Genomic DNA, 25,893 nt, shown 5'->3' on the forward strand with positions numbered 1-25,893 from the left:
CGGGTGATCGCACGACACGGGTACTGGTCGCCGGGATCGGCAATATGTTCCTCGGCGACGACGGATTCGGATCCGAGGTGGTCCGGCGGCTGCCGCCGGACCACGACCCCGGCGTGCGCGTTACCGACTACGGCATCCGGGGCCTGCACCTGGCCTACGACCTGCTCGACGGATGGGACGCGCTGGTGCTGGTGGACGCGATCCCCGATCGCGGCGAACCGGGACGCGTGGAGGTCTTCCGTGCCGAATCCGGCGGCGGCGCTGCCGGATTCGACGGGCACGCCATGCACCCGGAGGCCGTCTTCGAAACCGTGCGCGCACTCGGCGGCGCGGTGCCGCCGACGGTCGTGGTGGGTTGTCAGGTGTGCTCGGTCGACGAGCGTATGGGACTGACCGACGTGGTCGCCGCCGCCGTGCCCGCCGCGGTCGCCGCGGTCGGCGACGTGCTGGCCGAACTACTCGCCCGGCAGGAGGTGTGAGCCGTGTGCCTCGGAATTCCCGGCCTGGTCGTGGAGATTCTCGACGGCTATCACGACCAGATCGCGCTCGTCGACGTTTCTGGTGAGCAGCGGAAGGTGAATGTCGGCCTGCTGGACCAGGATCCGGTCCGGCCCGGTGACTGGGTGATCATTCACATGGGCCTGGCGGTGGAGAAAACCGACGCGGCCGGTGCGGCCGCGGCCCTGGACGGGCTGCGGCTGCTGCGCCAGGGAGACGCGCCGTGAGCGCCGGGCGCGGCCGCCGCCGCGTGGTGGTGCGCGGCGTGGTGCAGGGCGTCGGCTTCCGGCCGTTCGTGTACACCACGGCCGCCGAACTGTCCCTGACCGGATCGGTGTCCAACGACAGCTGCGGCGTGATCATCGAAATCGAGGGCGCGACAGCGGATCTGGCGGAGTTCGTGCGGCGGATGCGGTCCGATGCGCCGCCGCTGGCGGTCGTCGAATCTGTCGAGTGCCTCGAGATTCCGGTGCGCGGCGGCGCCGGCTTCCATATAGCCGCGACCAGCCGGGACGGGACCGGACGCACACTGGCCTCACCCGATGTGGCGATCTGCGCCGAGTGTGTCGCCGATCTGTGCGATCCGGGCAACCGGCGCTACCGGCACCCCTTCGTGAACTGCACCAACTGTGGTCCCCGGTTCACCATCATCGCGAGCCTGCCCTACGACCGCGACCGCACCAGCATGGCCGGCTTCCCGATGTGCGCGCGGTGCGCCGGCGAGTACGCCGATCCCGCCGACCGGCGCTTTCACGCGCAGCCCATCGCCTGCCCCGACTGTGGTCCCCGGTTGTCCTACACCGGCCCGGGCGCCGGTGATCCGGTCGCCGCCGCACGAGAGTTGTTGCGCGACGGCGGAATTCTCGCCGTCAAGGGCATCGGCGGGTACCACCTCGCCTGCGACGCCGGGAACGAGACGGCAGTCGCCGAGCTGCGCCGGCGGAAACGCCGCGGGGACAAGCCGTTCGCCGTCATGACGGCGGATCTGGATACGGCACGGCGTATCACCGAGATCGACGAGACGACCGCCCGGCTGCTGACCGGACCCGCCCGGCCCATCGTGCTGCTGCCACGCGCCGACCGCGCCGCTGGTACCGAAACCGGCGGGCGCGCTCCGGAATTCGCCATCGCGCCGTCGGTCGCGCCGCGCAACCCCGATCTCGGTGTGATGCTCGCCTACACGCCGCTGCATCTGCTGCTCTTCGGCCTGCCCGGCGACCCGCCCGGCCCCCGGGTGCTCGTGATGACCTCGGCGAACCTCGGTGGCGAACCCATCTGCTACGACGACGCCGACGCCCGGACCCGGCTGACGGGTCTGGCGGACGCCTGGCTCGCGCACGACCGTCCCATCCTGGTGCCCTGCGACGATTCGGTACTGCGGGTGGTCGACGGCATGGAACTGCCGTTGCGTCGTTCGCGCGGCTTCGCCCCGCTGCCCCTGGCCCTGCCGCTGGCGGTCCAGCCCACGCTCGCGGTGGGTGCGGATCTCAAGAACACCTGCGCCGTCGGCGACGGGCGCTATGCCTGGCTCAGCCAGCACATCGGCGATATGGACGATCTGGCGACGCTGCGCGCCTTCACCGACGCCGAACACCATCTCGAGGAATTGACCGGCGTGCGACCTGTCGTCCTGGCCGCCGACGCCCATCCGCGCTACCGCTCGACCGCGTGGGCCCGGGAACAGGCGGGCGAGCGGCCGGTACGCACCGTGCAGCACCATCACGCGCACATCGCGGCGGTCATGGGCGAACACGGCCTCGATCCGGCCGCCGCCGTCCTCGGAATCGCCTTCGACGGCACCGGATTCGGGCCCGACGGCGCGATCTGGGGCGGTGAGGTGCTGGCGGCCGGATACAAGGGCTACCGGCGGCTGGCGCACCTGCGCTACGTACCGCTGGCCGGTGGCGACGTGAGCGTGCGCCGCCCCTACCGCATGGCGCTGGCGCACCTGCGGGCCGCCGGAATCGAATGGACCGAGGATCTTCCCGCGGTGGCTGCGTGCCCGCCCGCCGAGCGCGCCGTGCTCGCCCACCAGCTGGACACCGGATTGGGCAGCGCGCCGACATCGAGCATGGGCCGGCTGTTCGACGCCGTCGCTGCACTGGCCGGGGTCCGGTTCGAGGTCGACTACGAAGCGCAGGCCGCGATCGAACTGGAATGGCATGCGCGCGGGGTGGACCCGGAGTCCGGGAATTACCGGTTCGCGAGGCCGGATCGAGTCGGAGGCGGGGACGGTCCGTCGGTGTTCGACGCCGCCCCGGTGATCGGCGCCGTGATCGGCGATGTGCGGGCGGGCGTCCCGGTGGAGATCATCGCGGCGCGTTTCCACGACGCGGTCGCGCGGCTGGTCCTCGGCCTCGCGGCCGACTACGCCACCCCGGCCACCCCGGTCGTCCTGACCGGCGGCGTGTTCCAGAACGCGCTGCTGCTGTCGGCCGCGCGTGGACTGCTGGTGGACAACGGTTTTCGAGTCTTGACCGCTCATCGGTTGCCGCCCAATGACGGCGGCCTGGCATTCGGGCAACTACTCGCCGCCGAGGCGGGTTGAGCGAAGGGAGCAGCAAATGTGCCTGGCAGTCCCGGGAAGGGTTCTCAGCCTGCAAGAACGCAATGGCACCCTGATGTCGATCGTGGATTTCGGCGGCGTGCAGAAGGACGTGTGCCTGCAATACATCCCCGACGCCGCGGTCGGCGACTACGTCGTGGTCCACGTCGGTTTCGCCATTCAGCGGCTCGACGAGGAATCCGCCCTGCGGACACTCGCCGAGTTCGAGCATCTGGGTGTTCTGAAGGAGGAGTTCGGTAACGGATTCGAGATCGCGGCCGCGCAGGCGGGCCTGGCGAATCCCGAAACAGCGCAGGAGTCGACAGGGCAGGAGTCGGATGAACCGGAGGTGGGGTCGTGAAGTACCTCGATGAATTCAGCAACCCGCAGCTCGCCGGGATTCTCCTCGAGCGGATCCGGGAAAGCGCAACGCGCCGCTGGGCGATCATGGAAGTGTGTGGCGGGCAGACGCATTCGATCATCCGTCACGGCATCGACCAACTGCTGCCCGAGACGATCGAAATGATCCACGGACCCGGCTGCCCGGTGTGCGTGACCCCGCTCGGCATGATCGACAAGGCCCTCGACATCGCCGCGCAGCCCGGCGTGATCTTCTGCTCGTTCGGCGACATGCTGCGGGTACCGGGCAGCTCCAAGGACCTGTTCCGGGTCAAGAGCGAAGGCGGGGACGTCCGGGTGGTGTACTCGCCGCTCGATGCGCTCGAGCTCGCGCAAGCCAACCCCGATTGGCAGGTGGTGTTCTTCGGCATCGGCTTCGAGACCACCGCGCCCGCCAATGCGATGACCGTCTATCAGGCGAAACGGCTTGGCATACGGAACTTCTCGCTGCTCGTCTCGCACGTGCTGGTGCCGCCCGCCATCGCCGCGATCATGGAATCACCGTCGTGCCGGGTGCAGGCGTTCCTGGCCGCCGGACATGTCTGCACGGTGATGGGTACCCGCGAATACCCGCCGCTCGCCGACAAGTACCGGGTTCCGGTCGTGGTCACCGGGTTCGAGCCGCTCGACATCCTCGAAGGCATCCGGCGCACCGTCATTCAGCTCGAATCCGGACGGCACGAGGTGGAGAACGCCTACCCGCGAGCCGTCGCCGAAGCGGGCAATCCGGTCGCGAAGGCGATGCTCGAAGACGTCTTCGAGGTCACCGACCGAGCCTGGCGCGGGATCGGCGTGATACCGCGCAGTGGATGGCGGCTCTCGGACCGGTATCGCGAGTTCGACGCCGAACAGCGATTCGCCGTCGGCGACCTGCACACCGCCGAGTCCTCGATCTGCCGTTCCGGTGAAGTGCTGCAAGGGCTGATCAAGCCGCACGAGTGCGCCGCCTTCGGCAAGCAGTGCACGCCACGCAACCCCCTCGGAGCCACGATGGTCTCCTCCGAGGGCGCGTGCGCCGCCTACTACCTGTACCGGCGCCTGGACCTGCCCGCGGAGGTGGCACATGCGTGAGGAGATCTCGGCGCCCGTCGACCTGGCGAACTGGGTGTGCCCCATGCCATTACGGGATTCACCCACCATCGTCATGGGGCACGGTGGTGGCGGCGCGATGTCGGGGGAACTGGTCGAGCATCTGTTCCTGCCCGCCTTCGGCGCGGCCGCCGAGGCCGGGATGGGGGACTCGGCCGTGCTCACCGTCGGGGAGTCCAGGCTCGCCTTCAGCACCGACTCGTTCGTGGTCAAACCGATGGTGTTCCCGGGCGGATCGATCGGCGAGCTCGCGGTCAACGGCACGGTCAACGACCTGGCCATGGTCGGTGCGCGACCGCTGGCGCTGTCGACGGCGTTCATCCTCGAAGAGGGCACCCCGCTGGCCGAGATCGCGCAGATCGCCGGAGCGATGGGTACCGCTGCGCTCGGCGCGGGCGTCACCCTGGTCACCGGTGACACCAAGGTGGTCGACGCCGGGCACGGCGACCGGGTGTACATCAACACCACGGGTATCGGCGTGATCGACGAGGGTGTGGACATCCGTCCCCAGCGCGCGAGTGTCGGGGACGTGGTGATAGTCAGCGGCGATATCGGCCTGCACGGTGTCGCGGTGCTGAGCTGTCGCGAGGGGCTGGAGTTCGGGACCACGGTGTGCAGCGATACCGCACCGCTGCACGGCCTGGTGGCTGCCATGCTCGCCACCGGCGCCGACGTGCACGTGTTGCGCGACCCCACGCGCGGCGGTATGGCCGCATCGCTCAACGAGATCGCCCATACCGCGAAAGTCGGTGTGGCACTGGAGGAGAACGACATCCCCATCCCGCCCGAGATCCGCGACGCCTGTGGACTGCTCGGGCTCGACCCGATGTACGTTGCCAATGAGGGCAAGCTGGTCGCCTTCGTCGCGGCCGAGGACGCGGATCGGGTGCTGGCCGCCATGCACGCCCATCCGCTCGGGACGCGGGCCGCTGCGATCGGCGTCTGTGTGTCCGAGCATCCGGGCATGGTGGTGGCCAGGACCGCCCTCGGCGGTACCCGGGTGGTGGATCTGCCGGCCGGAGAACAGTTACCCAGAATCTGCTGAGGCGGAAGGGAATTCGCCCATGGACCCGGTCCGCGTCGACGGGACCGAAATGTTCGCGCGCTACGCCTACGCGCCGAACGCGCTCGGCTACTGCGGGCCGCCCGACACCGCCGGGCTGCGTGACGGGTCGAGCGCGGCCGTGCGGGCGACCGCACCGCTGTTCTCCGGGGCGTGGCCGTACCTGTGCGTGATGTCCGCGCTCACCGGGATCGAGGATCCACTCGACGCCCGGCTCGTCGAATCCTATTGGCTCGGTGGCGGAGTCGGCGCCGCACTGGATCCGGCCGAGTTCGGCGCCGCCCTGCTCGCGCGCATCGGGCCGGTCGCCGGACAGTATTGGGCGCACCTGAGCGCCCGCCTGGCCCTGGAGGCAGCGCCCAATCACGGCTTCCACGTGCTCGGCGTGTATCCCTGGTCCCGGCTGCTCGATGCGGCGGGTGAAGGCCCGGCCCTGCGGATTCTCGACGACTGCCGGATCACCTGGGCGCGAGTGATCGATCGGAGCGACTCGCAGGTTCTGGTCCGGTCCCGCCGGTTGAGCTGGAATGGCCTGAGCCTGGGCCTGTCCAGACTCGAGGACCGGACCCTGGACATCTGGCACGATGGGTACGCCGCCGTGCCCGACGCCGTGGTCGGCGACATCCTCGCGGTGCATTGGAATCACCTGTGCGGGCGGATATCACCCTCGCAAGCCGCCGCGCTCGCTACCACGACCGTGCGCCAGATCAGGGTGACCAACGAACGGCTGGCGCTCGGCCGTTCCGCCGCGACGGCGGGCTCGAGGTCGGATGGCTGAATTCCCACCCGGACCTCGACTACGCCGGCTTCCGTCGAATTTCGATGAGTGCCAGCGCAACTGGGACCTGATCAGGACTGGCAGAGGCGCTCGGCCAGGATCGTGGCGCGGGCCAGCTGGACCTTGCGGGCCTGGCCGGAGGCGAAGGCCAGCAGTCCGAGCGGGGTGCGCAGCCGGAGCTCGTCCTCGATGCGCGTGCCTTCCGGGCCGTCGGCGAACTCGAAGCGGTAGGCCATGTGAACGCCGCCGGGGCTCTTGACCTCACCCCAGACCGCCTGACCGGGTGTCCCCTCGAGCGACACCCGGATGCGGTTGTCGTATTTCAGCCCGAGGAGCCGGAACCGTTCGACGGCTACGTACGAGCCATCCTGGACATCCTCGACCGCCACGACGAGTGGCGACAGGCCGATGTAGTTCTCGGGCCGGGTCAGATGCTCGTAGGCCGCTTCCATCGGAGCAGGGACGGTGAACGTGTTACGGAGAATCTTTTCCGGCATTCCCGAACTCTAGCGGTCACGCTGGTATCGGCTCGGCACGACGAGTGACCTATCACCTGAATGTGTGATGCCTTGGGCGGCGCGGATCGGGCACGCTGTCGTTCGGCCGCTGGTATGGCCCGGATCAGATGATGCCTGTGACGAGGAGCGTCTCCATGACCAAGAGCGACGAATCGACGATGACGGTGGAGCAGGCGCGGAAGATCTCTGCGCCGCTGTATGCCGCGTTGAACAGGCCGGCCGAGAAGGACGTCGCAGCACTGCTGGCCGAGGCATGCAACGACGACTACCGGTCGTTCCACACCAACCAGGATTTCCTGACGCGTGACCAGCTGGGTGAGGTGTTCACGCGGATGGGGGAGACCGTCCCGGATCTGGCGTGGGAGGTCGTCGACATCCATGTTGTCGACGACATGATGATCGTGCGCGGCGAGGCGACGGGGACGCCCGTGGCCGAGTTCTGGGGTGCTGCACCCACCGGTAAGTCCTTCCGCACCATGGCCATCGACGTGTTCACCGTCCGAGACGGAAAGCTCGCCACGGGCTATCACGTCGAGAACTGGGCGACCGCGCTGGAGCAGCTGCAAGCCTCGTAGTACGTCCTTGAGCCCTGGATCGAGGGAGGAATCACCATGCTGGCAGCGCACGCGAACACGAACGAGGAACTGGTCGACGCCGCGCGCACCCAGCCGGCCGAGATCGCCACCGGCACGGCGTGATCCGGTCGGCCGGGAGTAGCCGTGACCGCACAGGCCTTGTGGCTGGACGATATTCGGGTGGGGGATCGCTTCCGGAGCGGGTCCCACACCGTGACCGCCGCGGAGATCGTCTCCTTCGCCGAGTCGTACGATCCGCAGCCGTTCCATCTCGGTGAATCCCGAGCAGCGGGAACGTTTTTCGCCGGGCTGGCGGCCAGCGGATGGCATACGGCCGCGATCACCATGCGGTTGCTCGTCGAGGGTGGGCTGCCGATCGCGCACGGCATCATCGGCGTCGAGCAGCAGCTGGCGTGGCCGACGCCGACGCGACCCGGCGACGTGCTGCACGTCGAGTCGGTCGTCACCGAGGTGAAGGTCGGCCGGTCCGATGCCGCGCGCGGGATCGTCACCACCGAGTACCTGACGATCAACCAGGAGGGCGAGGTCAGGCAGCGAGCAACGGGCAAGATCTTGGTGTTCCGGAAACCGGAGTAGCACTCAGGCCGGCGCGTGGATTTCGGTGACGATGGTGTACAGCTCGATGATGGTGCCGTCCTGGGTGCGGGCGATGTCCATGCCGACGACCACCGGGGACTGCCCCGCGGGACCGTAGTGGAAGCCGAGGTGGCCGATGTCGTCGAGTTCTGACGCCGGGCCCGCCGGGCGGAAGACCCAGTCCGGATTCTCGGCACGCAGCTCCTCGGCGCGGCGTTCGAGTTCCTTGCGTCCGTGCATGATTTGTTCCGCCTCGTGCCAGATCACGTCCGTGGCATAGGTTTCGGCGATGGCCGCGGCGCGGCGTGCCGGGTCGGGCTCGTTGAAGACATCGAGGAGATTGCGGCGCATCAGGTCGGCGGGAGAAAGGGTCACGGCTGTCCTCTCGGAAGTGGTGGATGCTGCACTGCGAGATCGGCTGTACCTGTGGGGAACAATCCCGGGCCGCGGGTGCGGGCTCGGCTCTCACTACCCGGTGCGGCGGTGCCGACCAGGAGCTGTTGGCCGGTGCCCGCTGCACATCGAAGGCCTGGTAGATCAGTTCGATCCGGCTCGCTCGCCGGTGGTCGAAGATCTTGGTCTTGCGGCCGAGGCCGCGCACGTCGTTGTCGTGCCACAGCGCCGCGAATTCGGCACTGGTGGTGCGGAGTCGGTCGATCAGATCGATGGTACCGGCGTCCGCGCGCGATGCCCGGTCGCCGGGCGCAGAGCGTGGACCGCGTCGCGAGCCGCGGTCGGCCAGTCGGCGAACAGGGTACGGGCGGCGCGGTCGTGGAACAGCGTGGTGATCATGTTGCGGGTATCGGCCGGCAGTGCGAGCAGCGCGTCGGCGAGCACGTTGCCGGCGGCTCGACGCCCGAGGACGCGTTCAGGGGTTTCGACGGCCGGAGTACGCGGCGGCCGGGACGACCGCCAGTGCGAGGACACCACCGGCGAGTGCCAGCGTCGGATAGCTGGTGGCGGCGACCATGAGTCCGGAGCCCATGCCGCCGGTGGCTCCGGCGATGGCGATGGACACGTCCACCGCGCCTTGGGTTTTCGCCCGAGTGGCCAGCGTGACAGTGTCGGTGATGATCGCGGTGCCCGCGACGAGTCCGAGGTTCCAGCCCAGCCCGAGCAGGGCCAGCGCCAGCGCGAGCAGGGCGACCGAGTCGCCGGGTGCGAGGCCGGCGAGTACTCCCGCGACGAGCAGCGTCACACCGGACGCGGCGGCGACGGGCAGGCGGCCGAAGCGGTCGACGAGCCATCCGGTCAACGGGGAGGGCAGGTACATGGCACCGACGTGGACGGCGATCACTGCCCCGGCGGCGGCCGTGTCGTGGCCGTGCGCGAGCATGTGGACCGGCGTCATGGTCATGATCGCCACCATCACCAGTTGCGTCAGCGCCATCACGAATCCACCGGCGGCAATAGCCTTGCCGGAACCATCAGCAGACGAGATCTCCGTGGTACCGGGCGCGGCGACGGAGTCCGTCGCGCCGATCTGCCGCGCCAACAGCAGCGGGTCCGGGCGCAGCCACCACGCGAGCACCAGCGCAGCCAAGCCGTAGGCCAGCGCGGCGAGCAGGAACGGCCCCGCCAGATAGGGAATTCCCACGGCGCGGGCCAGTGTGCCTGTCGGGGCGGCGAGGTTGGGGCCGACGACACCACCGAGTGTGGTGGCCACCAGCACGGTCGATACGGCACGGCCGCGGTGCGAGGCGGTGGCCAGATCGGCTCCGGCGTAACGGGCTTGCAGGTTGGTGGCGGTGCCCGCGCCGTAGACGAACAACGCGACGAACAGCATCACCGGGTTGTCCGCGACGGCGGCGGCGATGACGCCGAGGCTGCCGATCGCGCCGGTGAAGTAGCCCGCGGCCAGGCCGGGGCGGCGGCCGCGGGACTGGGACAGGCGGCCCACGGCGATGGCGGCGAACGCGGAGCCGGCGGTGAACAGCGCGCTGGGTAGGCCGGCCAGGCTGGTGGAGCCGAGCATGTCCTGGGCCAGCAGAGCGCCGACGGTGATCCCGGCGGCCAGTCCGGCGCCACTGAGGATCTGCGCGGCCACCAGCACAATCAGGACACGACGTTGGGCGCGGACGGTATCGGGAAGGCGAGAGCTGGAGATGGTGGCGGCGGCGCTGTGCGACACGAGAGGTCTTTCCTGAAGCTGATGGCCCGGGCACACTCTGGTGGAGTGGTTCGGCGATGGATCAGGAGCGAATGTTGCAGCGAGCCAACCAGTCTCGCTCCTGCTGTTCCTTGTTCTGGTGGTAGGCCACCGACGGCTCTTGCAGGTTCACCCGCGGGGCGGGTGGTGCGAGGAAATTGCCTTCGCTCCTGGCCGCCAAGCCGTTACGGAGTTCGACATGGCGTCTCGCTTCCTCTGCTGCTGGAGGGTTTTCAGACGTTGATGACCTGGCCGGCCCAGGCGGTCCATTCGGCCAGTTCTGCCATCGACGAGCGATGTGCGTCGTCGACAAGCTGGTTTTCGGTCATGCCACGGGCGTCCATGTACGCCGGGCAGTGGCCGATCTGTCCGCCGTTCTTGATGAGTGCGGTGGTCATCTTGGTCGTGCAGCACGAAGAGACAGTTCACGCGTGTTCTCTCTGGTAGAGCCGCTCCCGGTCGCGGGGCAAGTCGGTGGCGAATACAATCGCCATGTTCGATGTTGTTCCAAGGAACTATGGAATAAGCTATTCCAAAGAGTATTGGAGAAGCAAACGTGAGTGAGTCGATCAGTCGCAAGGCCGCCCTGTTCGACGAGATCGCCCGCGTCGGCAAGGCGCTGGGCAACGGCCGACGGTTGCAGATCCTGGACCTGCTCGCGCAGGGTGAGCGCACCGTCGAGGCGATCGCCACCGCGACCGGCATGAACCTGACCACGGCTTCGGCGAATCTGCATTCACTCAAGGCCGGCGGTTTGGTGCAAGCGCGCCGCGACGGCACCCGCCAGTACTACCGTCTCGCCGGAACCGATGTGGCCCGCTTGTTCGCGCTCGTGCAGACCGTGGCCGAAGCCCACCTGGCCGACGTCGCTGTCGCAGCGGCCGCCGTGCTCGGTGCACCGGAGGACACCATCACCCGCGATGAACTCATCCGCCGTCGTGACGCCGGGGAGATCACCCTCATCGACGTCCGCCCGCGCGAGGAATACGACGCAGGTCATATTCCCGGCGCCATCAGCATCCCCGTTGCCGAACTGGTTGCCCGCCTCGCCGAACTGCCCGCCGATCGCGAGATCGTCGCCTACTGCCGCGGGGCCTATTGCGTCATGGCGCCCGACGCGATCCGTATCGCTCAGCAGTCCGGGCGCGCAGTGAAACGTCTCGACGAAGGAATGCTGGAATGGACACTGGCCGGGTTACCGGTCGACGGTGTCGCGGCGGGCAGCCGCTGATAGGCCCCGTCGGAAGAACTCAGAAGAGAGATCAACAGCGGGTTGCGGTGGTGCTGGAACTCCGCGACACGGTCGTGTGCTGCGGCAAGGATTCCCAGCTCACCGGCGCCGACCGCGAGCACGCCGAGGTGTCGATGCTCGCTCTGCACCTGCTGCAATCGGCGATGGTGCACACCAATACCCTTCTGTTGCAAGCCGTTCTGGTGGATCCGCAGTTCCATGATCCGGTCGGCGACAACGAACGCCGCGCCCTGAGCCCGTTGTTCTGGTCGAACATCAACCCTTACGGCCGGTTCCCGCTCGACATGGACACCCGCCTGGACCTCACCAGGGAACGAGTCACCGGATTGTGCCCCTGTCGATGGTCACGCCATCAACTCCCGCACCTGGCTCGAACCATGGGGAAGCGAGGACGTGGCGGAGGCGATAGTTACATCCCGGTTACTACGGCGGCGCATGTGAGGTGGGAGTTGTCCTCCGGTGACAATGCCCGCGGCGAATTTCGTTGATGCACGACGGTGTCCAGCGGCGGCGTGATTTCTACCGTTGTCGTTATTCCCTGTACCCGTTCTGAGGACCGCTGATGAACCTTTTTTCGACTCTCCCGGACCGTCGTGCGGCTGCCGCACCGGACGCGGCCGCGGTCGCCGACGACAGCACCGACCTGAACAACGCAGGATTCCTCGACGCTGTGCGGCGTGCCGCGGCTACCCTGCGCGCCGCGGGAGTCTCGAGCGGCGACGTGGTTGCGATCATGTTGCCCAACACTGCCGCTTATGTCGTATCCCTGTTCGCTGTCTGGCGTGTGGGTGCCACGGTCACCCCTATCGACCCGTCGCTGACCGCCGCAGAAGCCGACTATCAGCTGACCGATACGGGCGCCAAGGTCCTGATCACCGCGCAGCGGCCCACCCCCGACGCTCCGGTCCACGTCGTCATACCCGCCGGCGATCTCGCCACCGCGGACCCCGATGTCGCCGAACCCGCACGGCCCCGCAACGACACACTGGCACTGCTCCTCTGCACCAACGGCACCACGGGCAAACCCCACAGCGTGACGGTCGATCACGCCAACCTCAACGCCATGTGCTCAATGGTGATCGAGGCATTCGAACTCACCGCAGCCGACCACAGCCTGCTGAATCTGCCGCTGTTCCACGTCAACGGCATCGTTGTCGGCACTTTGTCGCCGCTGCTCGCTGATGGCCGCGCCACCGTGGCCTTCAGCCCGAAGACTTTCTTCGACCGGATCGAGCGCAGCCGTGCCACATACATCTCGGCTGCCCCGACCACGTATGCACTGCTGTCGGATCTGCCCGCCCAAATCCGGCCGAACACCTCATCGGTACGATTCGCCATCTGCGGCGCGGCCCCGGCCGAGGTCGAACTGCTGACCAAATTCGAACGCCGCTACGGAATTCCGATCATCGACGGCTATGTCTCCGAAGTTCCGGTGCGAGCACGCTGCTCACCGTCACCCGCACGATGAACGCCGTCGGAATATTCCTGCCGGCAATTTCCCGCACGGCAACGGCGCAGTAACTACCGTTGGGGAGTGACGACTTTTCGTCGCGGCGGTGATGTCGTTGTGGGCCGCTATGTCGCGGGGATCGCCGCCCGCATGAACGAGCGGGTGACGGATATCGCCGCGATCCTCCGGCGCGGTCTCGAGGACGAGATCCCCGAATTGCGGGGCGACGCCCGCACCGTCGAACTGCTGGGCGCCAGCGTGGAAGGCAATGTCGACACCATCCTGCACGCGCTGCAGCACGACATACCCGTCGCCCGGATCAACGCTCCCACGGCGGCCATCGAATACGCCAGACGCCTTGCCCAGCATGGAGTTCCGGTCAATGCCCTGGTGCGTGCCTATCGGGTCGGCCATCGGCGGATGACCGAGTTGGTCTTCGCTGAATTGCGGGCCAGCGCTATCGCGCCCGCCGACGGTGTCACGGTCGCGGAGGCGATCACCACCGCGACGTTCGAGTACATCGACTGGATCACCATGCAGGTCGTCGCGGTGTACGAAACCGAGCGCGAGCAGTGGCTGGAGAGCCGCAACAGCGCCCAGGCGCTGCTCGTGCGTGAGGTGCTGTCGGGGAGTAAGCCGGTCGATATCGATGCCGCGACCGAATCCATCCGCTACCCGCTGCGTTGGCATCACCTGGCGCTGATCCTCTGGTATCCCGACACCGGCGCGGGTAGTGACGAGCTGACCCGGCTGCAACGCTTCGTCCGTGAGCTGGCCGAGGCGGTCGGCACCGCGGCCGCGCCGCTGTTCGCGGCCGCCGACCGGACGAGCGCGTGGGCCTGGCTGCCATATCGGTCCGAGGCCTCCGATGCGGTGGCCAAGGTCCGTGATTTCGCGAGCAAGCGGCCGGACCCACCGCGTCTGGCGATCGGGATCATGGGCCAGGGGATATCAGGCTTCCGCCGGTCCCATCGGCATGCGCTGCGCGCACGCTCGGTCGCGCTCATCCGCGGGGACGTCGAACCGCGGATCATCGCCGCGAGCGATCCGGGGTTATCGACCGCGGCGCTACTGGACGGCGCCCGCGCGGAGGTTGGCGAATGGGTGAGCGAGGTGCTCGGCGAATTGGCCGCCGACAACGAGAACGATGCCCGGCTGCGCGAGACGCTGCGGGTGTTCCTGCGCACCGGATCCAGCTACAAGGCGGCTGCCGCGGAGCTCGATCTGCATTCCAATTCGGTGAAATACCGGGTCGGGCGGGCAGTTTCGCGACGCGGGCGGCCGATCACCGACGACGATCGGTTGGATGTCGAGCTGGCGCTGCTGATCTGCCACTGGTACGGCGCAGCGGTACTGCGGCCGAATTCGGACTGACCGCGGCGACAAACCCCCTCGACACCCAGCGCCCAACAGCGCACCGCCTCACCCCAGGCCACCACGCGGCCGGCCGGATCAGCTTCCGCTGGAACATCCTGCTGCTCAACGCATGTCGATGACAGCCTTGCCGTTGACCTGACGGGCGAGGAGGGCGCGATCGCGTCGTGCAGGTGTTGCCAGGATCCAGTCCATCTTATTTGCGGAGAAAATCCAGCGAACTTGCGAGATGACCTGCACGGCATCGTGTTTCGAACCATGCCACGCGGTGTCCCGCCCCTTCTGCGGTGGCGTTGACCCTTCGGCATTGCCCCTGGGCCTTCGTGGCATTGCTCGCGCGTGGTCGACCTCGGCGTACACCGCCGCCGCGAGTTGAGAATCCAGCCCGCCCGGTGAGACCGGGCGTCGGGCAGGGATTCGGAGGTGCGCCATGACAGCAATCCCACGCGAACCGCGCGGTGACGGGCCCGCTCGCCGGCCGGGAAAGCGGTATACGACGGCACCCGCCGTCACCAGCGGTTCCGATGAGGATGTGCCGGTGGTGCGCTGGCCGGATCCGAGTCGGCTCGAATCGTGGTGGCACGACGTCATGCACCCCGCGAAGCGCCCTGATTCTGTGTGAATATCGCCAGGGGCGCGGATCCCGGAGCATCACGATAATGCGACCGTTCGGTATCTTTTGTGGGTAGCGTTCCGCATATGGTGCTCAACGAAATCGTCGTCCGCCCGACGGCGCAGGGCTGACCGCCGCTCTCGAGCCGGCCGGGGGTTACATGCCGGCGAGGCCGATGAATTCGTGTACCGATCGGACGCTGCCGGCGCCGTCGCCGACGGCGGCGGCGATGCGCTTCATCGATCCGGCACGCATGTCGCCGACCGCGAAGATGCCCGGCACGCTGGTCTCGAACGGGAGGGGGCCGCGGCCCAGTGTGCCCCACATGTCTTCCGCGGTGCCGGGGCCGAGCGCGATGTCGGTGAGAACGAATCCGTCGGAGTCGAGGCGGATGTCGGCGAGCCAGGAGGTCTCCGGGTCGGCGCCGATGAAACAGAACAGGCCGGAGCACGGGAGCCGCTGCGGTTCGGGTGCGTTCTTGCCGGACACGGTGATCGCGGCCAGTCGATCGTCGCCGTGCAGGGCGGTGACCTCGGTGCCGAGCCGGATGTCGATCGCGGGGTTGGCCTCGATGCGGTGGGCGAGGTAGCTCGACATCCCGGCGGACAGATCTCCCGATCGGATCACGAGGGTGACCATGCACCCGCGGCCGGCCAGGAACAGCGCGGCCTGTCCAGCCGAGTTCGCGCCGCCGATCACCGCCACCGGGGTACAGGAGCAGGTGCGGGCCTCGATTTCGGTGGCCGCGTAATAGATTCCGCGCCCTTCGAAGTCCGGCCAGCGCGGCAGGTCCAGCGCCCGGTACTTCACCCCTCCGGCGAGAATGACCGCCCGCGAGTGGGCGACAGCGCCGTCGGACAGCGTCACCTCGAACAGCGCACCGGTGCGTCGCACCGAGACGACCCGGCACGGACTGTTCAGCGAGGCGCCGAACTTCTGCGCCTGCACCATGGCCCGGCCGGTGAGGTCTGCGCCACTGATGCCGTGCTCGAATCCGAGATAGTTCTCGATGCGGGAGCTGGAACTGGCCTGCCCGCCGACGCCGACCGCGTCGAACACGACCGTGCGCAGCCCTTCGGAAGCGCCGTAGACCGCTGCGGCCAAACCTGCGGGCCCGGCCCCCACGATGATCAGATCCGTTGCGGCCGAATCAGGTTCGGATTCGGCCGAATACGCGAGGCCGAGGGCCGCGGCGACCATGGCCGGATTCGCATCGGTGATCACCCCGGTCGGCGTCACCGCCGCGGGCAGCCGTTCGTCGGTGACGCCGATCGTCCGCGCGAGCGCCGCGCCCGCGGCGCTGTCGATGTCGAACCAGGTATAGGCGATGCGCGCGTGCGCGGCCCAGGACCGCAACGCCAGCGACTCGCGAGACAGTTCGCTGCCGAGCATGCGCACACTGAGCGCGGCGTCGCCGGACTGGAGTTCGCTACGGCGGGCGAGGAATGCGGTGAGGATGAGGTCCGACAGTTCGGTGTCCTCGTCCATCAGCCGGCGGAACGCGGCCGGGTCGATCCGGATGATCGAACCCGCCGCGGTGACCCGCGCGGTCAGATACGTCGACTGCCCGGTCAGCAGGTTCAGCTCGCCCAGGAACTGACCCGGCGTGCACGAAACCACCTGCGCCTCGGGCAGATCCGTCGTGGCCACCCGCACGATCTCCGCGGCGGCGGTGGTCAACACGATGAAGTCGTAGGTCCGCTGCCCGGTGCCGTACAGCACCGCACCCGGCTGCACGACCTCGACGCTGCCGTATCCGCGCACCCGCTCGAGTTGTGCATCGGACAGGACGGGGAAGCGCTCGGCTTCGGGGTCGTGCGCGGGCGCGGCGGGAGTCATGGGGCCGACCCGTCGATGTCGCCGAGGAAGTCGCCGACGTCGGCGGCGAATTCCCGGGCGTGCTGGAAGAGGAATCCGTGCGCCGAATCGGGATAGATCTTGATGCGCGCCTGCGGAATCATCCCGGCGAGCAGGTACGAGAAGTGGGGCAGGATCATCGGGTCGCTGTCGCCGTTGGCGATGAACACCGGATGCGTGATCGCACTGACCCGTTGCAGCGCAGCGTGATCGGCGCGCACCACCCTGTTGGGGGCGGCCGCGTAGCTGAGCGCGGTCGAGGTCATGTCGCTTCCCTTCGCAGGACTGTCGGTCAGCGGGCCGTTGCCGATCGGTCGGACCAGGTTGCCATTCCCCAGCACGACGATCACTCACCTATTCGTGTGACGGCAAGCTGTGCAGGGTGTTCGCGAGCTGGACCCGGGATTGGATACCGAGCTTGGTGAACGCCGAACGCAGATGGGTGCCGATGGTGTTGACCGAGATGCCGAGCTCGGCGGCCGCGGATTTGTTGGTGTGCCCCGCGCCGATGAGGGCCGCGACCCGGCGTTCCGAGGGCGTGAGCGAGGCCCAGCCGTCGGTCGAGTGATGCAGTGTGACAAGCCATTTGGAACGACGAGCACCTGCCGCCCGCATCACGTTCTGGATCTCGGCGGTCTTGGCCCGGGCATGCATGGTGTGGAATTCGTCCCACGCGCGGTCCAGTTCGGCCAGGCCGCGGCTGCGGTCACCAGCGATGAGGAGGGCCCGCCCGTAGGATTCGGCTCCGCAAGCCCGCAGCAGGGGACGAGGGCTGCGGGCGAGAACCTGTGCGGAACGGCCGATGAGGTCCAGGTCGCCACTGTTGCGGCCGCGCAGGTTCAACGCCATGCCCTCGAAACTGGCGACCCCCGGATTCCGGCTCGCCGCCACTTCCGCGACCGCTGTTGCCAGAGCAGTGAATTCGTGATCCATGGCGGTGTCGCCGATCTTGAAGAACAGGCCCGTCCAGCACGGCCACAGTGGCCAGTAGCCGTTGCACACACCGGCCCCGTCCAGGACGGGCCGCCACGTGGCCATGGCGTTCTCGAAGTCACCGCGGGCGGCGGCGAGCCAGCCGCGCATGACCCCGACCACGGGCTTGCGGGTGTCGTCACCGCCTCGAACGATCTCGTCGGTGGTCCGGATGTGCTGGTCCGCGCGCTCGATATCGCCCTGCAACAACGCTACCGCGACGCTCACCATGGCGGCGTCACAGGCCTGCTCGGTGTTGCCGAGAGTGCGGCCGAGGTCGATGAGCGCGCGGGCTGCGGCATCTGCCTCGTGGAGGCGTCCGAGATTGAAGTGCAGCCACATTTCGCTGCCACTCGAGGCCGGCAGGATGGCTTCGGTCGTGCAGTGGTCGGTGCGGGCCTGATCGAGCAGCGCCTGTGCGTGGTCGTAGCGGTCGAGGAACTGCAGCTCGATGATCTCCTCGGCCAGGTGCGAGACCCCGCCGAGAGCGCGGAGTTCGCGAAAATGGCCCAGTGCCGTGAGGTGGCGGGCATCGTTCTTCGCGGCCTCACCGGCCGCCTGCAGGGCCAGGCCGAGCGCCTCGCGGTCGCCGACCGTACGAGCGAGGTCGAGCGCGGCCTCGCTGCCGCGGATAGCGGCGGGTCCGCGGGCGATCCGGGTGTTGGCCAGGGCAGCGGCAGCGCGCAGGCGCGCGGTGACGGCGGGCTCGAGGGTTCGGGTGCCGAGGACCCGCTCGGTGCGGGTGACGAGATCGCTGATGCGACCGCTCAGCCACAATGCTTGGGCCACTTGGGTTTCCACTTCAGCGGCAAGGGTGTTGTCGTCCAGGCGAGCGAGGATCAGGTCGGCGACGGTGATGGCTTCGGTGGAACGCTGGGTACGGCAGAGCACCGACAGGCACCGTCTGCTGAGGTCGAGCCAGGCGGGTTGGTCGGGGCGAACGGCCCGGAAGGCGAGCGCCGCCAGTTCCCCGGCCTCCTCGGGGTGGGTCGCCACCAGGGATTCGGCGACCGACACCATGGTCGTGGCGCCGGGCAGATCGCCCGGACCGATCGCTTCCCGCGCGTGCGCGGCGGCGATGAGTTCTTCGGAGGCTGCGAGGTAGTAGACGGCGCAGCTGCGATGCAGCCGTCGAGCGTGTGCGGCCGGAATACCGGCGCACACCGCGGCACGCACCAGGTCATGCCGGCAGTCCACACGTTCGCCCTCGGCGCGCAGCAATCCCGACTCCAAGGCGCCGGAAAGGGCTTGTGGGAGCTGCTGTTCGGAGCTCGCGGTACCGAGCCTGCCGAGGTCGGGTACCGGAATCGGACGGCCTGCGATGGCGACGGTCTGCACGAGATCCCGTGCGGCGGCGCTGAGCTGTGCCAGCCTGGCGGCAATGGCCGCCGTGAATTCCACCGATACGGTGTCGGAGTCGTCGCGGGCGGTGGCCCGAGCGACATTGTCGATGATCTGGACGGCCAGTGTGGGATTGCCGGCGATGGCATCGAGATATCCGCGCAGCCGCTGGTCGGGCAGGTGGCCCAGCCGATCCTGCGCGATCATCGCCAGGTCCGGCAGCGCCAGCGGGCCCAGCCGAATCTGCTCGACAGCGGCGAATCCGTGTCCGGGGAGATCGGCTTCCACATCGTCATCCCGGGTTGTCAGCACCCACACGACGGGCAGCCCGACCAGGCGTGGAATCACGGTCCGCAGGAGGAACTGGCTGACCCGATCGGCGCGGTCCACATCGTCGACGGCGAGCAACAGTGGGGCGGTGGCGGCGCGGTTCTCGAGCGCCGAGGCGACGGCTTCGACCAGGAGGAGCGGTTCTGCCGATTGTGCGACGATGCCCGCGTAGTCGGCGGTGGCCAGCAAGGGATCTCGTCCGGAACGTAGCAGCCCCAGCACCGGTGCTCCCGGCCGGACCTGCTCCACGATGTCGCAGCGACCGGTCGCGACACGCATGCCGGTGCGCTCGGCCTGTCGGCATATCTCCGACAGCAGCGCCGTCTTGCCGAGCCCGGCGGCGCCGGTGATCCAGAGGATCCCGCCGCTGCCGTGCTTGCTCGCGCCTCGCAGCACCGCCAGCGCACGCCGCATGGGTTCGCTCCGGCCTCGCAACGGCTCGGAATGCAACGGACACCGCCTTTCCCCGCAGCCACCCTGGAATACCCATTCTGCGCGGCTGCTCGAGCTCCGGCATCGCGAATCCGTCCAATCGGTGTTCGACGGGGCGGCTCGCCTCACCTGTTTGCGGTAGAGACGCCCCGACCCGCTCGCTCGATACTGGGGCGACGATCCGTGTGCGGGACCATTCAGGCCGTCGTATGGCTTCACGCGCGGCTGGACCGAGGAGGAGGCATGCACGACGCGCATGGCGCGCTCGCGTCGCAGCCTCCCGGGGCGGGACCGCAGCTGGGCTGGCAGCGTAGTGGCCGCGGCGCGTACCCGACAGTGTTCCTCCACGGCTGGCCGCAGACGTCCCACGCGTGGCGCCGGGTGCTTCCACTGCTGGACGAACTCTGTTCCGCGGTGGCCCTGGACCTGCCGGGAGTGGGCCGATCCGCGCCCCAACCGCACGCGTTCGACAAGGTCACGATGGCGGCGAATGTGCATGCCGCACTGGAGGATCTGGGCCTGGGCCGAGTGTTCCTGGTCGGGCACGACATGGGTGCACTCGTCGGCTATGCCTTCGCCCGCCGCTATCCCGCCGCCGTTCGGGGATTGGTCAGCGTCGATACGGCGCTGCCCGGCATCGCCGGATGGGAGGACGTCACCCGCTCGCCGGCCTACTGGCATCTCGGCTTCCACAGCGACACCTCCTGCGGCCGTTTCACCGCCCAGCACCTGGTCCAGGGCAACGAGCGCGAGTACTTCCGCCGATTCATCGACCGCTTCGCCGCGCACCCGGAGGCGATCGGCGCCACCGACATCGCCACCTACGTCGCGGGCTATCAGGGTGCGGATCGTCTTACCGCGGGGTTCAAGATGTTTCGTGCGCTACCGCTCGATATCGCCGACAATCAGCACACCACCGAGTCGCTCGAGGTGCCGATCCTGCTCGCGTTCAGCGAGTTCTCCCACGCCACCGTCACCGACACCGTCGCGCAAGGGCTCCATGACGTCGGAGTCGCGGACGTTCGCACCGCCATGATCCCCGATGCCGGGCATTGGCCGGCCGAGGAACAACCGGTGTCGCTGGCCCGAGCCATTACCGAATTCGTCGAATCGATCGTTTCCATCGATGAAAAACGGTGAGGATCAACGACCTCGGTCGGTGAGGTCGATCAGTTCTGGAATTGGGAATAGGCGGCGGCGAACAACGTGTAGGGGTTCCCGTAACCGGGGAAGAGACCGGTCATCTCGTCGATAACCTCGTGCGCGGACGGCAGTTTGGCGACAGCCCGGTCGAATGCCTCGATGTAGGAACGAGATTGCGCGATTTGCCGTTCGGCGTCGTCGTCGGGCGCGCCGGGATCCTTGTGCCCGGCGATGATCGTGGCGGGGTGCAGGTCGGCGATCCTGTCGATGGTCGCCAGCCACGTCCGGCGACTGTCGGGCGTCGAATTCCATAGCCACATATGGATGTTGTTGTACACGGCGTCGCCGGAGCAGACGGTGTCCAACTCGGGGATATGGACCACGGTGTTGAGGACACCATCGGCGCCCCCGACTTCGACCAAGCGCACCGGGTGGTCGTCCACGGTCAGGGTTTCCGATTCCACCGGCTGCGGGAGTGCCGGGGTGCGGTCGAACCGGTCACCGAACCACGCGATCCAGTTCTGCTGCACCTCGGGTCCGAGGTTGTAGCGCGCTTCCTCGATGACGGTGGTGTTCAGAGCCAGCAGCCGGGCCTGCGGGAAAGCCTCGAGGACCGGGCCCGCGCCGAAGAAGTGATCGCCGTGACCATGGGTGATGACGATGCTGGTCAGGTTCTTTCCGGATTCACCGATCCAGGAGGCGAGGCGGCGGCCTTCCTCGACCGTCATGAGAGCGTCGACCAGGATGGCGTCGCGCACACCGGAGATCAGCGTGGCGGTCGACGCGGGCCAGGTGGCGGCGGTGTCCGGATCCCATCCCGGTCCACCGTTGATCGGCAGGTATCCGGTGTTGAAGACGTCGATCGTGAGAGACATGGCAATTGCTTTCGCTCGCAAGGGGCAATCGGTGGTCTGGACGACCCGGAAGCCGGATCACGGCTCGAGTATCCGGAGTCGGTTCCGGACGCTCCATCACCCGAATATGTGACCCTGCCGCGAGGCGCTGATGCTGGTTCGAGAGGCGGCAGATCGAACGCAGGCTACGATTGACCAAGCAATTGCTTGGTATAGGGAGAAATAGTGAGCGATGACTTCCGAGGACGTGACGGTGCCGCACTGGTCGCGGGTGGCACCGGCGGAATCGGTGCCGCGGTGGTCCGCCTGCTGGCGCACCGGGGCAGCGATATCGGACTCACCTATCGCGCGAATCGAGACGCGGCCGAGTCGCTGACCAAGGACGTCGAGCGGGTCGGACGCTCATGCCGCGCCTGGGCGCTGGATCTCACCGATCCGAGTGCGGTCGCGGATGTCGTCGCGCAGTTCGAACAGCGATTCGGCGGTCTGCACACCGTGGTCTACGCCGCCGGACCCCATGTCCCGATGGTCCACCTGAGCAGCGTGTCACCGGAGCAGTACCGGGAGCAGTTGAATGCCGACGCTGCGGCGTTCTTCAACCTGATGCACGCCACCCTGCCGCTACTGCGCCGCTCGCAGGGCTCCGTCGTCGCGGTGACCACCGCCGCAACGCGACGCTATCCGGTCCGCGATGGCCTTTCCGCCGGCACCAAGGGGGCGGTGGAAGCCGTCGCCCGCGGCCTGGCGGCCGAAGAAGGTCGCTACGGCATCCGCGTCAACTGCGTCGGCCCGGGCATGCTGACCGACGGCATGGCCGAGCGCCTGATCAATTCCGGCGATCTCGATCGAACCGCGCTCGAGGTCGCCCGACGCAATATCCCGCTGCGCCGCTTCGGGAATGCGAACGACATCGCGGAAGCCGTCGCATTCCTCGCATCGGACCGAGCGGACTTCATCTCCGGCCAAACACTGGACGTCGACGGCGGTTACACGGTCTGAGTGCCGCACCGGACGAGTGCCCGCCACCCGAACCCGGGAATCGGGTGGGGGAGGATGGCCCGCCGAGGAATGACGTTGTTCTCTGTGGCGGCGGGTGCCTGCGCAGAATGCTCGTAGCATCGCCGAATCAGGAGATGCCATGGAAGAGAATGCTGTTCCCGCAACGGGTTTCGATCACCCCGAGCACGAGGATCTGGGGATTGTCGTCGGCACCGACGGGTCCGAGATCTCGTATCAGGCGGTGGCGTGGGCTGCCGTGGAAGCCGGCATGCGGGGCTGCCCCCTGCATATCGTCACCTCGTATGCGAGTCCGATCGTGCCGGGGGCCCCGGAACTCGGCCCCGACGACCTGCGCGACCTGCGGCTGCAGGGGCAACAGGTGCTCGCCGACGCCGCGAGCATCGCTGCTGACGCCGTACCGGGCGAGAGCCTGCACATTAGAACCGAACTCATCTTCGACATGATCACCGGTGCGCTGATCGAGCGCTCTAGCCGGGCCCGGCTGCTGGTGGTCGGCAATCGAGGGCTCGGTGCGATCCGGCGCGCGGTGCTGGGCTCGGTGAGCACCGTGCTGGCCCGGCACGCGCACTGTCCGGTCGCGGTCGTGCACGGTGTTTCGGAGACGGACCCGGCGTCGGTGCCGAAACCGGTGGTGGTCGGCGTGGACGGGTCGCTGAACAGCGTGCCGGCCATCGAGCTCGCCTTCGAGGAAGCATCGCAGCGCAAGGTCGAGCTGATCGCCGTGCACGCGTGGAGCGATACCAGCGGCTTCGACCTGCCCGTGATGGGCTGGGACGCGATCCGCAGGACTCAGGATGTGGTGCTGGCAGCGGCGCTGGCCGGGTACGCCGAACGGTATCCCGATGTCACGGTGCGCCGGGTCATCGCCTGCGATACGCCGGTGCGCGCGGTGCTGGAGCAGGCCGAGAACGCGCAGCTCGTGGTGGTCGGCAGCCACGGCCGGGGCGGATTCGCGGGGATGGTGCTGGGGTCGGTGAGCACCGCGCTGCTGCATCTGGCGCAGTGCCCGGTGCTGGTGGTCCGTCGGCCATCACAAACCTGGGTCGAAGAACCCGACGCCCAGTGACTTTCGGCCGTCACCAACGGCCACCCATGGAGACATGCTGAACAGTACGAAGCTGCGAATCCCGAGGAAGGAATAGCGATGTCGAGGACGCATCCCGATACCGACACCATCCGCGCGGCACTGGCCCTGGCCGTGCGCGCCCCGTCGGTGCACAACACGCAACCCTGGCAGTGGCGTATCGGGGAGAGCACCCTGCATCTGTACGCCGACGACACCCGCTGGCTGAAGCACACCGACCCAGACCGCCGCGAACTGGTGCTCAGCTGCGGCGCGGCACTGCATCACCTGCGAGTGGCGATCGGCGCGGTCGGATGGGAGACGGTGGTGCATCGACTCCCGAATCCCGCGGATCCGCGACATCTGGCCGCGATCGAATTTCGCTCCGGGGCCACTGATCCCACGACGGTGCAGCTGGCGGAGGCCATCGCTCGACGTCGCAGCGACCGGCGGCATTTCACCTCCTGGGAGGTGCCCGCAGTGCACGCGGACAAGGTCATCGCCGCCGCCCGTGTCGTGGGCGTGGAAATTCGCGACGTCGACGCCCTCGAGGCGCGTGGGACACTGGCGCAGGCCTTCGAACAAGCGTCGGCGAGCCACGCCCAAGACCCGGACTACATCGCGGAATTGCATGCCTGGAGCGGCCACCACGCCGCACCATCCGGCGTCCCCGCCCGCAACGCCGTGGTCTCCACGGACCCGGCCGTACGTCCGTTCTCCGACCCTCGGCTCCCCGAAGCCGTAGTCCGCGACACCGACGAATTCTCGCGAATGCTGTTGCTCAGCACCGGGTCCGACGATCTCCTGGCGTGGCTGCGCGCCGGCGAATCCACCAGCGCCGCCCTGCTGACCGCGACCGTCGGCGGCCTGGCCACCTGCGCTCTCACCGAACCTCTGGAACTGCCGGCCATCCGAGAACAAATCCGCACGAACATCCTCGGCGGCTTCGGCCACCCGCAAGTGATCATCCGAATGGGCTGGGCGGCAACCAGCGCCGACCCGGTCCCCCCGAGCCCCCGGTTCGCGCTGGACGACGTGGTTCACCCGCTGCAACCGGCTGACTCGGCTGACCAATCGCGCTGACCAATCGCACTGACCACGTCGGGATGGTTGTTCCGCATGATGTCGCGAACTCGGCTGTCGGCCGAGCGGTGACGCCATCCCGCCATGACCAGTGTGGGATCGATGATGTCGAATCCTGTGTTCGCGTGGCCGTCAGGGATGAATCGGAATGGTGTGCGGTGCGTGCAGATTCAGAGCCTGCGCAATGGAATCCGAAAAGGTGCTGATGGCGGTCCAATCCCGCAGGTCGCCGTAGCGACCGCCGCCGAGTAGGCGGTAGAGGACGCGTGCGCCGAGGGACACGCCGACGCGCTCGTAGTGCCCCGCAAAGGCCTGGTATTTGCGCGGACTGATCGAGTCACGTAGGGCAGCAATGCGTTTCGGCACGATGCGGCCGACTCGGTGGCCGATCGGTCCGCGCAGCGCCGGTCCGATGCCGACACTGAAGAGCCAGACCGGCCGAGCGCTGAGTTCGTTGCGGTGGGATGCCACGTACTCCGCGACGTTGGGCAGCAGGGCCATATCGTGCACCGCGCTGCCGATGACCACGGCGTTGAAACGCGACAGGTCCGGTGCGTGCTCGGCATCGGCGACCTCGACGGTCGCGCCCCGGGCGGCGAGATCGTTGCCGATGTACTCGGCGATCTCCCGGGTCGACCCCTGAGCCGAAGCGAAAACGATGCTGACTGCAGGTTTGCGATTCTCCATGTGCCGAGCGTGCGCCCCGCGGCGTTCCAGAATCAGAGGACTCGTACCCGGCCGGAGGGGACGATGGTCACCAGCCCGGCGGCCCGATCGTAGTGGCGACCGATGGGTCCGCCATCTCGTTCCAGACGGTGGTGTGGGCCGCGGTGAGGCGGGCCTGCACGGGTGCCCTCTGGAGATCGTCATGCCGGTCGGATGAGGGCCGGGCACGACG

The 25,893-nt window shown here is 68.1% G+C and carries 27 protein-coding genes and 1 pseudogene; 17 read left to right on the forward strand and 11 right to left on the reverse strand.

Annotated features, from left to right (window positions below; translation table 11 throughout):
• The first annotated feature begins 23 nt into the window (after positions 1–23).
• Genes ACFXHE_RS31320 through ACFXHE_RS31350 form a run of 7 tightly spaced genes read left to right on the forward strand, consistent with a single transcriptional unit; the run spans position 24 to position 6,372 of the window.
• Positions 24–479 (forward strand): hydrogenase maturation protease, encoded by a 456-nt coding sequence (locus ACFXHE_RS31320; protein WP_379388203.1) that lies wholly within the window; start codon positions 24–26, stop codon positions 477–479.
• A gap of 3 nt (positions 480–482) precedes the next feature.
• The gene (locus tag ACFXHE_RS31325) at positions 483–725 is read left to right on the forward strand and encodes a HypC/HybG/HupF family hydrogenase formation chaperone (RefSeq protein ID WP_354844185.1); all 243 of its coding nucleotides are present in this window, start codon (positions 483–485) and stop codon (positions 723–725) included.
• Positions 722–3,046, forward strand: a complete 2,325-nt coding sequence (gene hypF / locus ACFXHE_RS31330; protein ID WP_379388041.1) for a carbamoyltransferase HypF — start codon at positions 722–724, stop codon at positions 3,044–3,046. The genes ACFXHE_RS31325 and hypF overlap by 4 nt, the downstream gene beginning before the upstream one ends.
• A gap of 16 nt (positions 3,047–3,062) precedes the next feature.
• Entirely contained in the window at positions 3,063–3,404 is a 342-nt protein-coding gene (locus tag ACFXHE_RS31335; RefSeq protein ID WP_379388042.1) for a HypC/HybG/HupF family hydrogenase formation chaperone, read from the forward strand.
• Positions 3,401–4,513 (forward strand): hydrogenase formation protein HypD, encoded by a 1,113-nt coding sequence (hypD, locus tag ACFXHE_RS31340; RefSeq protein ID WP_379388043.1) that lies wholly within the window; start codon positions 3,401–3,403, stop codon positions 4,511–4,513. Before ACFXHE_RS31335 ends, hypD begins: the two co-directional genes overlap by 4 nt.
• On the forward strand, positions 4,506–5,576 hold the full coding sequence (gene hypE / locus ACFXHE_RS31345; protein ID WP_379388045.1) for a hydrogenase expression/formation protein HypE: 1,071 nt from the start codon (positions 4,506–4,508) through the stop codon (positions 5,574–5,576). The genes hypD and hypE overlap by 8 nt, the downstream gene beginning before the upstream one ends.
• A gap of 19 nt (positions 5,577–5,595) precedes the next feature.
• The gene (locus ACFXHE_RS31350; protein ID WP_379388046.1) at positions 5,596–6,372 is read left to right on the forward strand and encodes a DUF6390 family protein; all 777 of its coding nucleotides are present in this window, start codon (positions 5,596–5,598) and stop codon (positions 6,370–6,372) included.
• Between the two features lie 71 nt (positions 6,373–6,443).
• Here ACFXHE_RS31350 and ACFXHE_RS31355 read toward each other — a convergent pair whose 3' ends face one another.
• On the reverse strand, positions 6,444–6,869 hold the full coding sequence (locus tag ACFXHE_RS31355; protein ID WP_379388047.1) for an SRPBCC family protein: 426 nt from the start codon (positions 6,867–6,869) through the stop codon (positions 6,444–6,446).
• Between the two features lie 155 nt (positions 6,870–7,024).
• On the opposite strand from ACFXHE_RS31355, the gene ACFXHE_RS31360 reads away from it, so the two are divergent.
• Together ACFXHE_RS31360 and ACFXHE_RS31365 are read left to right on the forward strand one after the other, a co-directional pair.
• The gene (locus tag ACFXHE_RS31360) at positions 7,025–7,465 is read left to right on the forward strand and encodes an ester cyclase (RefSeq protein WP_379388048.1); all 441 of its coding nucleotides are present in this window, start codon (positions 7,025–7,027) and stop codon (positions 7,463–7,465) included.
• 144 nt (positions 7,466–7,609) lie between these two features.
• Positions 7,610–8,062, forward strand: coding sequence for a MaoC family dehydratase (locus tag ACFXHE_RS31365; RefSeq protein WP_379388050.1), 453 nt, complete (start codon positions 7,610–7,612; stop codon positions 8,060–8,062).
• Positions 8,063–8,065: 3 nt separating this feature from the next.
• Here the strand turns inward: ACFXHE_RS31365 and ACFXHE_RS31370 are convergent, their stop codons facing one another.
• The 4 genes and pseudogenes from ACFXHE_RS31370 to ACFXHE_RS31385 form a co-directional block, all read right to left on the reverse strand.
• The gene (locus tag ACFXHE_RS31370) at positions 8,066–8,437 is read right to left on the reverse strand and encodes a nuclear transport factor 2 family protein (RefSeq protein WP_379388051.1); all 372 of its coding nucleotides are present in this window, start codon (positions 8,435–8,437) and stop codon (positions 8,066–8,068) included.
• Positions 8,438–8,624: 187 nt separating this feature from the next.
• Positions 8,625–8,854: pseudogene (locus tag ACFXHE_RS31375) on the reverse strand (hypothetical protein); the annotation flags it as partial.
• A gap of 76 nt (positions 8,855–8,930) precedes the next feature.
• Positions 8,931–10,193, reverse strand: coding sequence for an MFS transporter (locus ACFXHE_RS31380; protein ID WP_379388053.1), 1,263 nt, complete (start codon positions 10,191–10,193; stop codon positions 8,931–8,933).
• Between the two features lie 251 nt (positions 10,194–10,444).
• Complete coding sequence (locus tag ACFXHE_RS31385; RefSeq protein WP_379388055.1) at positions 10,445–10,609, reverse strand: DsrE family protein; 165 nt, start codon at positions 10,607–10,609, stop codon at positions 10,445–10,447.
• Positions 10,610–10,767: 158 nt separating this feature from the next.
• On the opposite strand from ACFXHE_RS31385, the gene ACFXHE_RS31390 reads away from it, so the two are divergent.
• The 4 genes from ACFXHE_RS31390 to ACFXHE_RS31405 all read left to right on the forward strand — a co-directional run bounded on the left by ACFXHE_RS31390 (position 10,768) and on the right by ACFXHE_RS31405 (position 14,287).
• On the forward strand, positions 10,768–11,442 hold the full coding sequence (locus ACFXHE_RS31390; protein ID WP_379388057.1) for an ArsR/SmtB family transcription factor: 675 nt from the start codon (positions 10,768–10,770) through the stop codon (positions 11,440–11,442).
• A gap of 47 nt (positions 11,443–11,489) precedes the next feature.
• Positions 11,490–11,951 carry a Tn3 family transposase gene (locus ACFXHE_RS31395; RefSeq protein ID WP_379388059.1) on the forward strand — a complete coding sequence of 154 codons (462 nt, stop codon included), beginning with the start codon at positions 11,490–11,492 and terminating at the stop codon, positions 11,949–11,951.
• A gap of 74 nt (positions 11,952–12,025) precedes the next feature.
• A complete protein-coding gene (locus ACFXHE_RS31400) occupies positions 12,026–12,931 on the forward strand; it encodes a class I adenylate-forming enzyme family protein (RefSeq protein ID WP_379388061.1) in 906 nt (301 codons plus the stop codon).
• A gap of 132 nt (positions 12,932–13,063) precedes the next feature.
• Positions 13,064–14,287 carry a PucR family transcriptional regulator gene (locus tag ACFXHE_RS31405; protein ID WP_379388205.1) on the forward strand — a complete coding sequence of 408 codons (1,224 nt, stop codon included), beginning with the start codon at positions 13,064–13,066 and terminating at the stop codon, positions 14,285–14,287.
• Positions 14,288–14,392: 105 nt separating this feature from the next.
• On the opposite strand, the gene ACFXHE_RS31410 is transcribed toward ACFXHE_RS31405, so the two are convergent.
• The 4 genes from ACFXHE_RS31410 to ACFXHE_RS31425 form a co-directional block, all read right to left on the reverse strand.
• Positions 14,393–14,527 (reverse strand): hypothetical protein, encoded by a 135-nt coding sequence (locus ACFXHE_RS31410; protein ID WP_379388062.1) that lies wholly within the window; start codon positions 14,525–14,527, stop codon positions 14,393–14,395.
• 529 nt (positions 14,528–15,056) lie between these two features.
• Positions 15,057–16,739 (reverse strand): FAD-dependent oxidoreductase, encoded by a 1,683-nt coding sequence (locus tag ACFXHE_RS31415; protein ID WP_379388064.1) that lies wholly within the window; start codon positions 16,737–16,739, stop codon positions 15,057–15,059.
• Positions 16,736–17,023 carry an alpha/beta fold hydrolase gene (locus ACFXHE_RS31420; RefSeq protein WP_379388065.1) on the reverse strand — a complete coding sequence of 96 codons (288 nt, stop codon included), beginning with the start codon at positions 17,021–17,023 and terminating at the stop codon, positions 16,736–16,738. The genes ACFXHE_RS31415 and ACFXHE_RS31420 overlap by 4 nt, the downstream gene beginning before the upstream one ends.
• 88 nt (positions 17,024–17,111) lie before the next feature.
• The gene (locus tag ACFXHE_RS31425) at positions 17,112–20,090 is read right to left on the reverse strand and encodes an AAA family ATPase (protein WP_379388066.1); all 2,979 of its coding nucleotides are present in this window, start codon (positions 20,088–20,090) and stop codon (positions 17,112–17,114) included.
• On the opposite strand from ACFXHE_RS31425, the gene ACFXHE_RS31430 reads away from it, so the two are divergent.
• Positions 20,076–20,972 (forward strand): alpha/beta fold hydrolase, encoded by an 897-nt coding sequence (locus ACFXHE_RS31430; RefSeq protein WP_379388067.1) that lies wholly within the window; start codon positions 20,076–20,078, stop codon positions 20,970–20,972. The genes ACFXHE_RS31425 and ACFXHE_RS31430 overlap by 15 nt on opposite strands.
• A gap of 29 nt (positions 20,973–21,001) precedes the next feature.
• Here the strand turns inward: ACFXHE_RS31430 and ACFXHE_RS31435 are convergent, their stop codons facing one another.
• Positions 21,002–21,850, reverse strand: a complete 849-nt coding sequence (locus ACFXHE_RS31435; protein WP_379388069.1) for an MBL fold metallo-hydrolase — start codon at positions 21,848–21,850, stop codon at positions 21,002–21,004.
• 204 nt (positions 21,851–22,054) lie between these two features.
• On the opposite strand from ACFXHE_RS31435, the gene ACFXHE_RS31440 reads away from it, so the two are divergent.
• From ACFXHE_RS31440 to ACFXHE_RS31450, 3 genes are all read left to right on the forward strand, one after another.
• Complete coding sequence (locus tag ACFXHE_RS31440) at positions 22,055–22,828, forward strand: SDR family NAD(P)-dependent oxidoreductase (RefSeq protein ID WP_379388070.1); 774 nt, start codon at positions 22,055–22,057, stop codon at positions 22,826–22,828.
• 139 nt (positions 22,829–22,967) lie between these two features.
• Entirely contained in the window at positions 22,968–23,915 is a 948-nt protein-coding gene (locus ACFXHE_RS31445) for a universal stress protein (RefSeq protein ID WP_379388071.1), read from the forward strand.
• Positions 23,916–23,993: 78 nt separating this feature from the next.
• Entirely contained in the window at positions 23,994–24,995 is a 1,002-nt protein-coding gene (locus ACFXHE_RS31450) for an Acg family FMN-binding oxidoreductase (RefSeq protein WP_379388073.1), read from the forward strand.
• Positions 24,996–25,127: 132 nt separating this feature from the next.
• Here ACFXHE_RS31450 and ACFXHE_RS31455 read toward each other — a convergent pair whose 3' ends face one another.
• A complete protein-coding gene (locus ACFXHE_RS31455; RefSeq protein ID WP_379388075.1) occupies positions 25,128–25,682 on the reverse strand; it encodes a flavodoxin domain-containing protein in 555 nt (184 codons plus the stop codon).
• Between the last annotated feature and the right edge of the window lie 211 nt (positions 25,683–25,893).

The sequence above is a fragment of the Nocardia sp. NPDC059229 genome, from assembly GCF_042754165.1.
Lineage (GTDB): Bacteria > Actinomycetota > Actinomycetes > Mycobacteriales > Mycobacteriaceae > Nocardia.

What these genes read in the sequence shown, in the direction of transcription:
- ACFXHE_RS31335 (WP_379388042.1), top strand. Translation starts at nt 3,063, where the DNA reads ATGTGCCTGGCAGTCCCGGGAAGGGTTCTCAGCCTGCAAGAACGCAAT.
- hypE (WP_379388045.1), top strand. Translation starts at nt 4,506, where the DNA reads ATGCGTGAGGAGATCTCGGCGCCCGTCGACCTGGCGAACTGGGTGTGC.
- ACFXHE_RS31350 (WP_379388046.1), top strand. Translation starts at nt 5,596, where the DNA reads ATGGACCCGGTCCGCGTCGACGGGACCGAAATGTTCGCGCGCTACGCC.
- ACFXHE_RS31355 (WP_379388047.1), bottom strand. Translation starts at nt 6,869, where the DNA reads ATGCCGGAAAAGATTCTCCGTAACACGTTCACCGTCCCTGCTCCGATG.
- ACFXHE_RS31360 (WP_379388048.1), top strand. Translation starts at nt 7,025, where the DNA reads ATGACCAAGAGCGACGAATCGACGATGACGGTGGAGCAGGCGCGGAAG.
- ACFXHE_RS31385 (WP_379388055.1), bottom strand. Translation starts at nt 10,609, where the DNA reads ATGACCACCGCACTCATCAAGAACGGCGGACAGATCGGCCACTGCCCG.
- ACFXHE_RS31400 (WP_379388061.1), top strand. Translation starts at nt 12,026, where the DNA reads ATGAACCTTTTTTCGACTCTCCCGGACCGTCGTGCGGCTGCCGCACCG.
- ACFXHE_RS31405 (WP_379388205.1), top strand. Translation starts at nt 13,064, where the DNA reads ATGAACGAGCGGGTGACGGATATCGCCGCGATCCTCCGGCGCGGTCTC.
- ACFXHE_RS31415 (WP_379388064.1), bottom strand. Translation starts at nt 16,739, where the DNA reads ATGACTCCCGCCGCGCCCGCGCACGACCCCGAAGCCGAGCGCTTCCCC.
- ACFXHE_RS31420 (WP_379388065.1), bottom strand. Translation starts at nt 17,023, where the DNA reads ATGACCTCGACCGCGCTCAGCTACGCGGCCGCCCCCAACAGGGTGGTG.
- ACFXHE_RS31430 (WP_379388067.1), top strand. Translation starts at nt 20,076, where the DNA reads ATGCACGACGCGCATGGCGCGCTCGCGTCGCAGCCTCCCGGGGCGGGA.
- ACFXHE_RS31425 (WP_379388066.1), bottom strand. Translation starts at nt 20,090, where the DNA reads ATGCGCGTCGTGCATGCCTCCTCCTCGGTCCAGCCGCGCGTGAAGCCA.
- ACFXHE_RS31435 (WP_379388069.1), bottom strand. Translation starts at nt 21,850, where the DNA reads ATGTCTCTCACGATCGACGTCTTCAACACCGGATACCTGCCGATCAAC.
- ACFXHE_RS31445 (WP_379388071.1), top strand. Translation starts at nt 22,968, where the DNA reads ATGGAAGAGAATGCTGTTCCCGCAACGGGTTTCGATCACCCCGAGCAC.
- ACFXHE_RS31450 (WP_379388073.1), top strand. Translation starts at nt 23,994, where the DNA reads ATGTCGAGGACGCATCCCGATACCGACACCATCCGCGCGGCACTGGCC.
- ACFXHE_RS31455 (WP_379388075.1), bottom strand. Translation starts at nt 25,682, where the DNA reads ATGGAGAATCGCAAACCTGCAGTCAGCATCGTTTTCGCTTCGGCTCAG.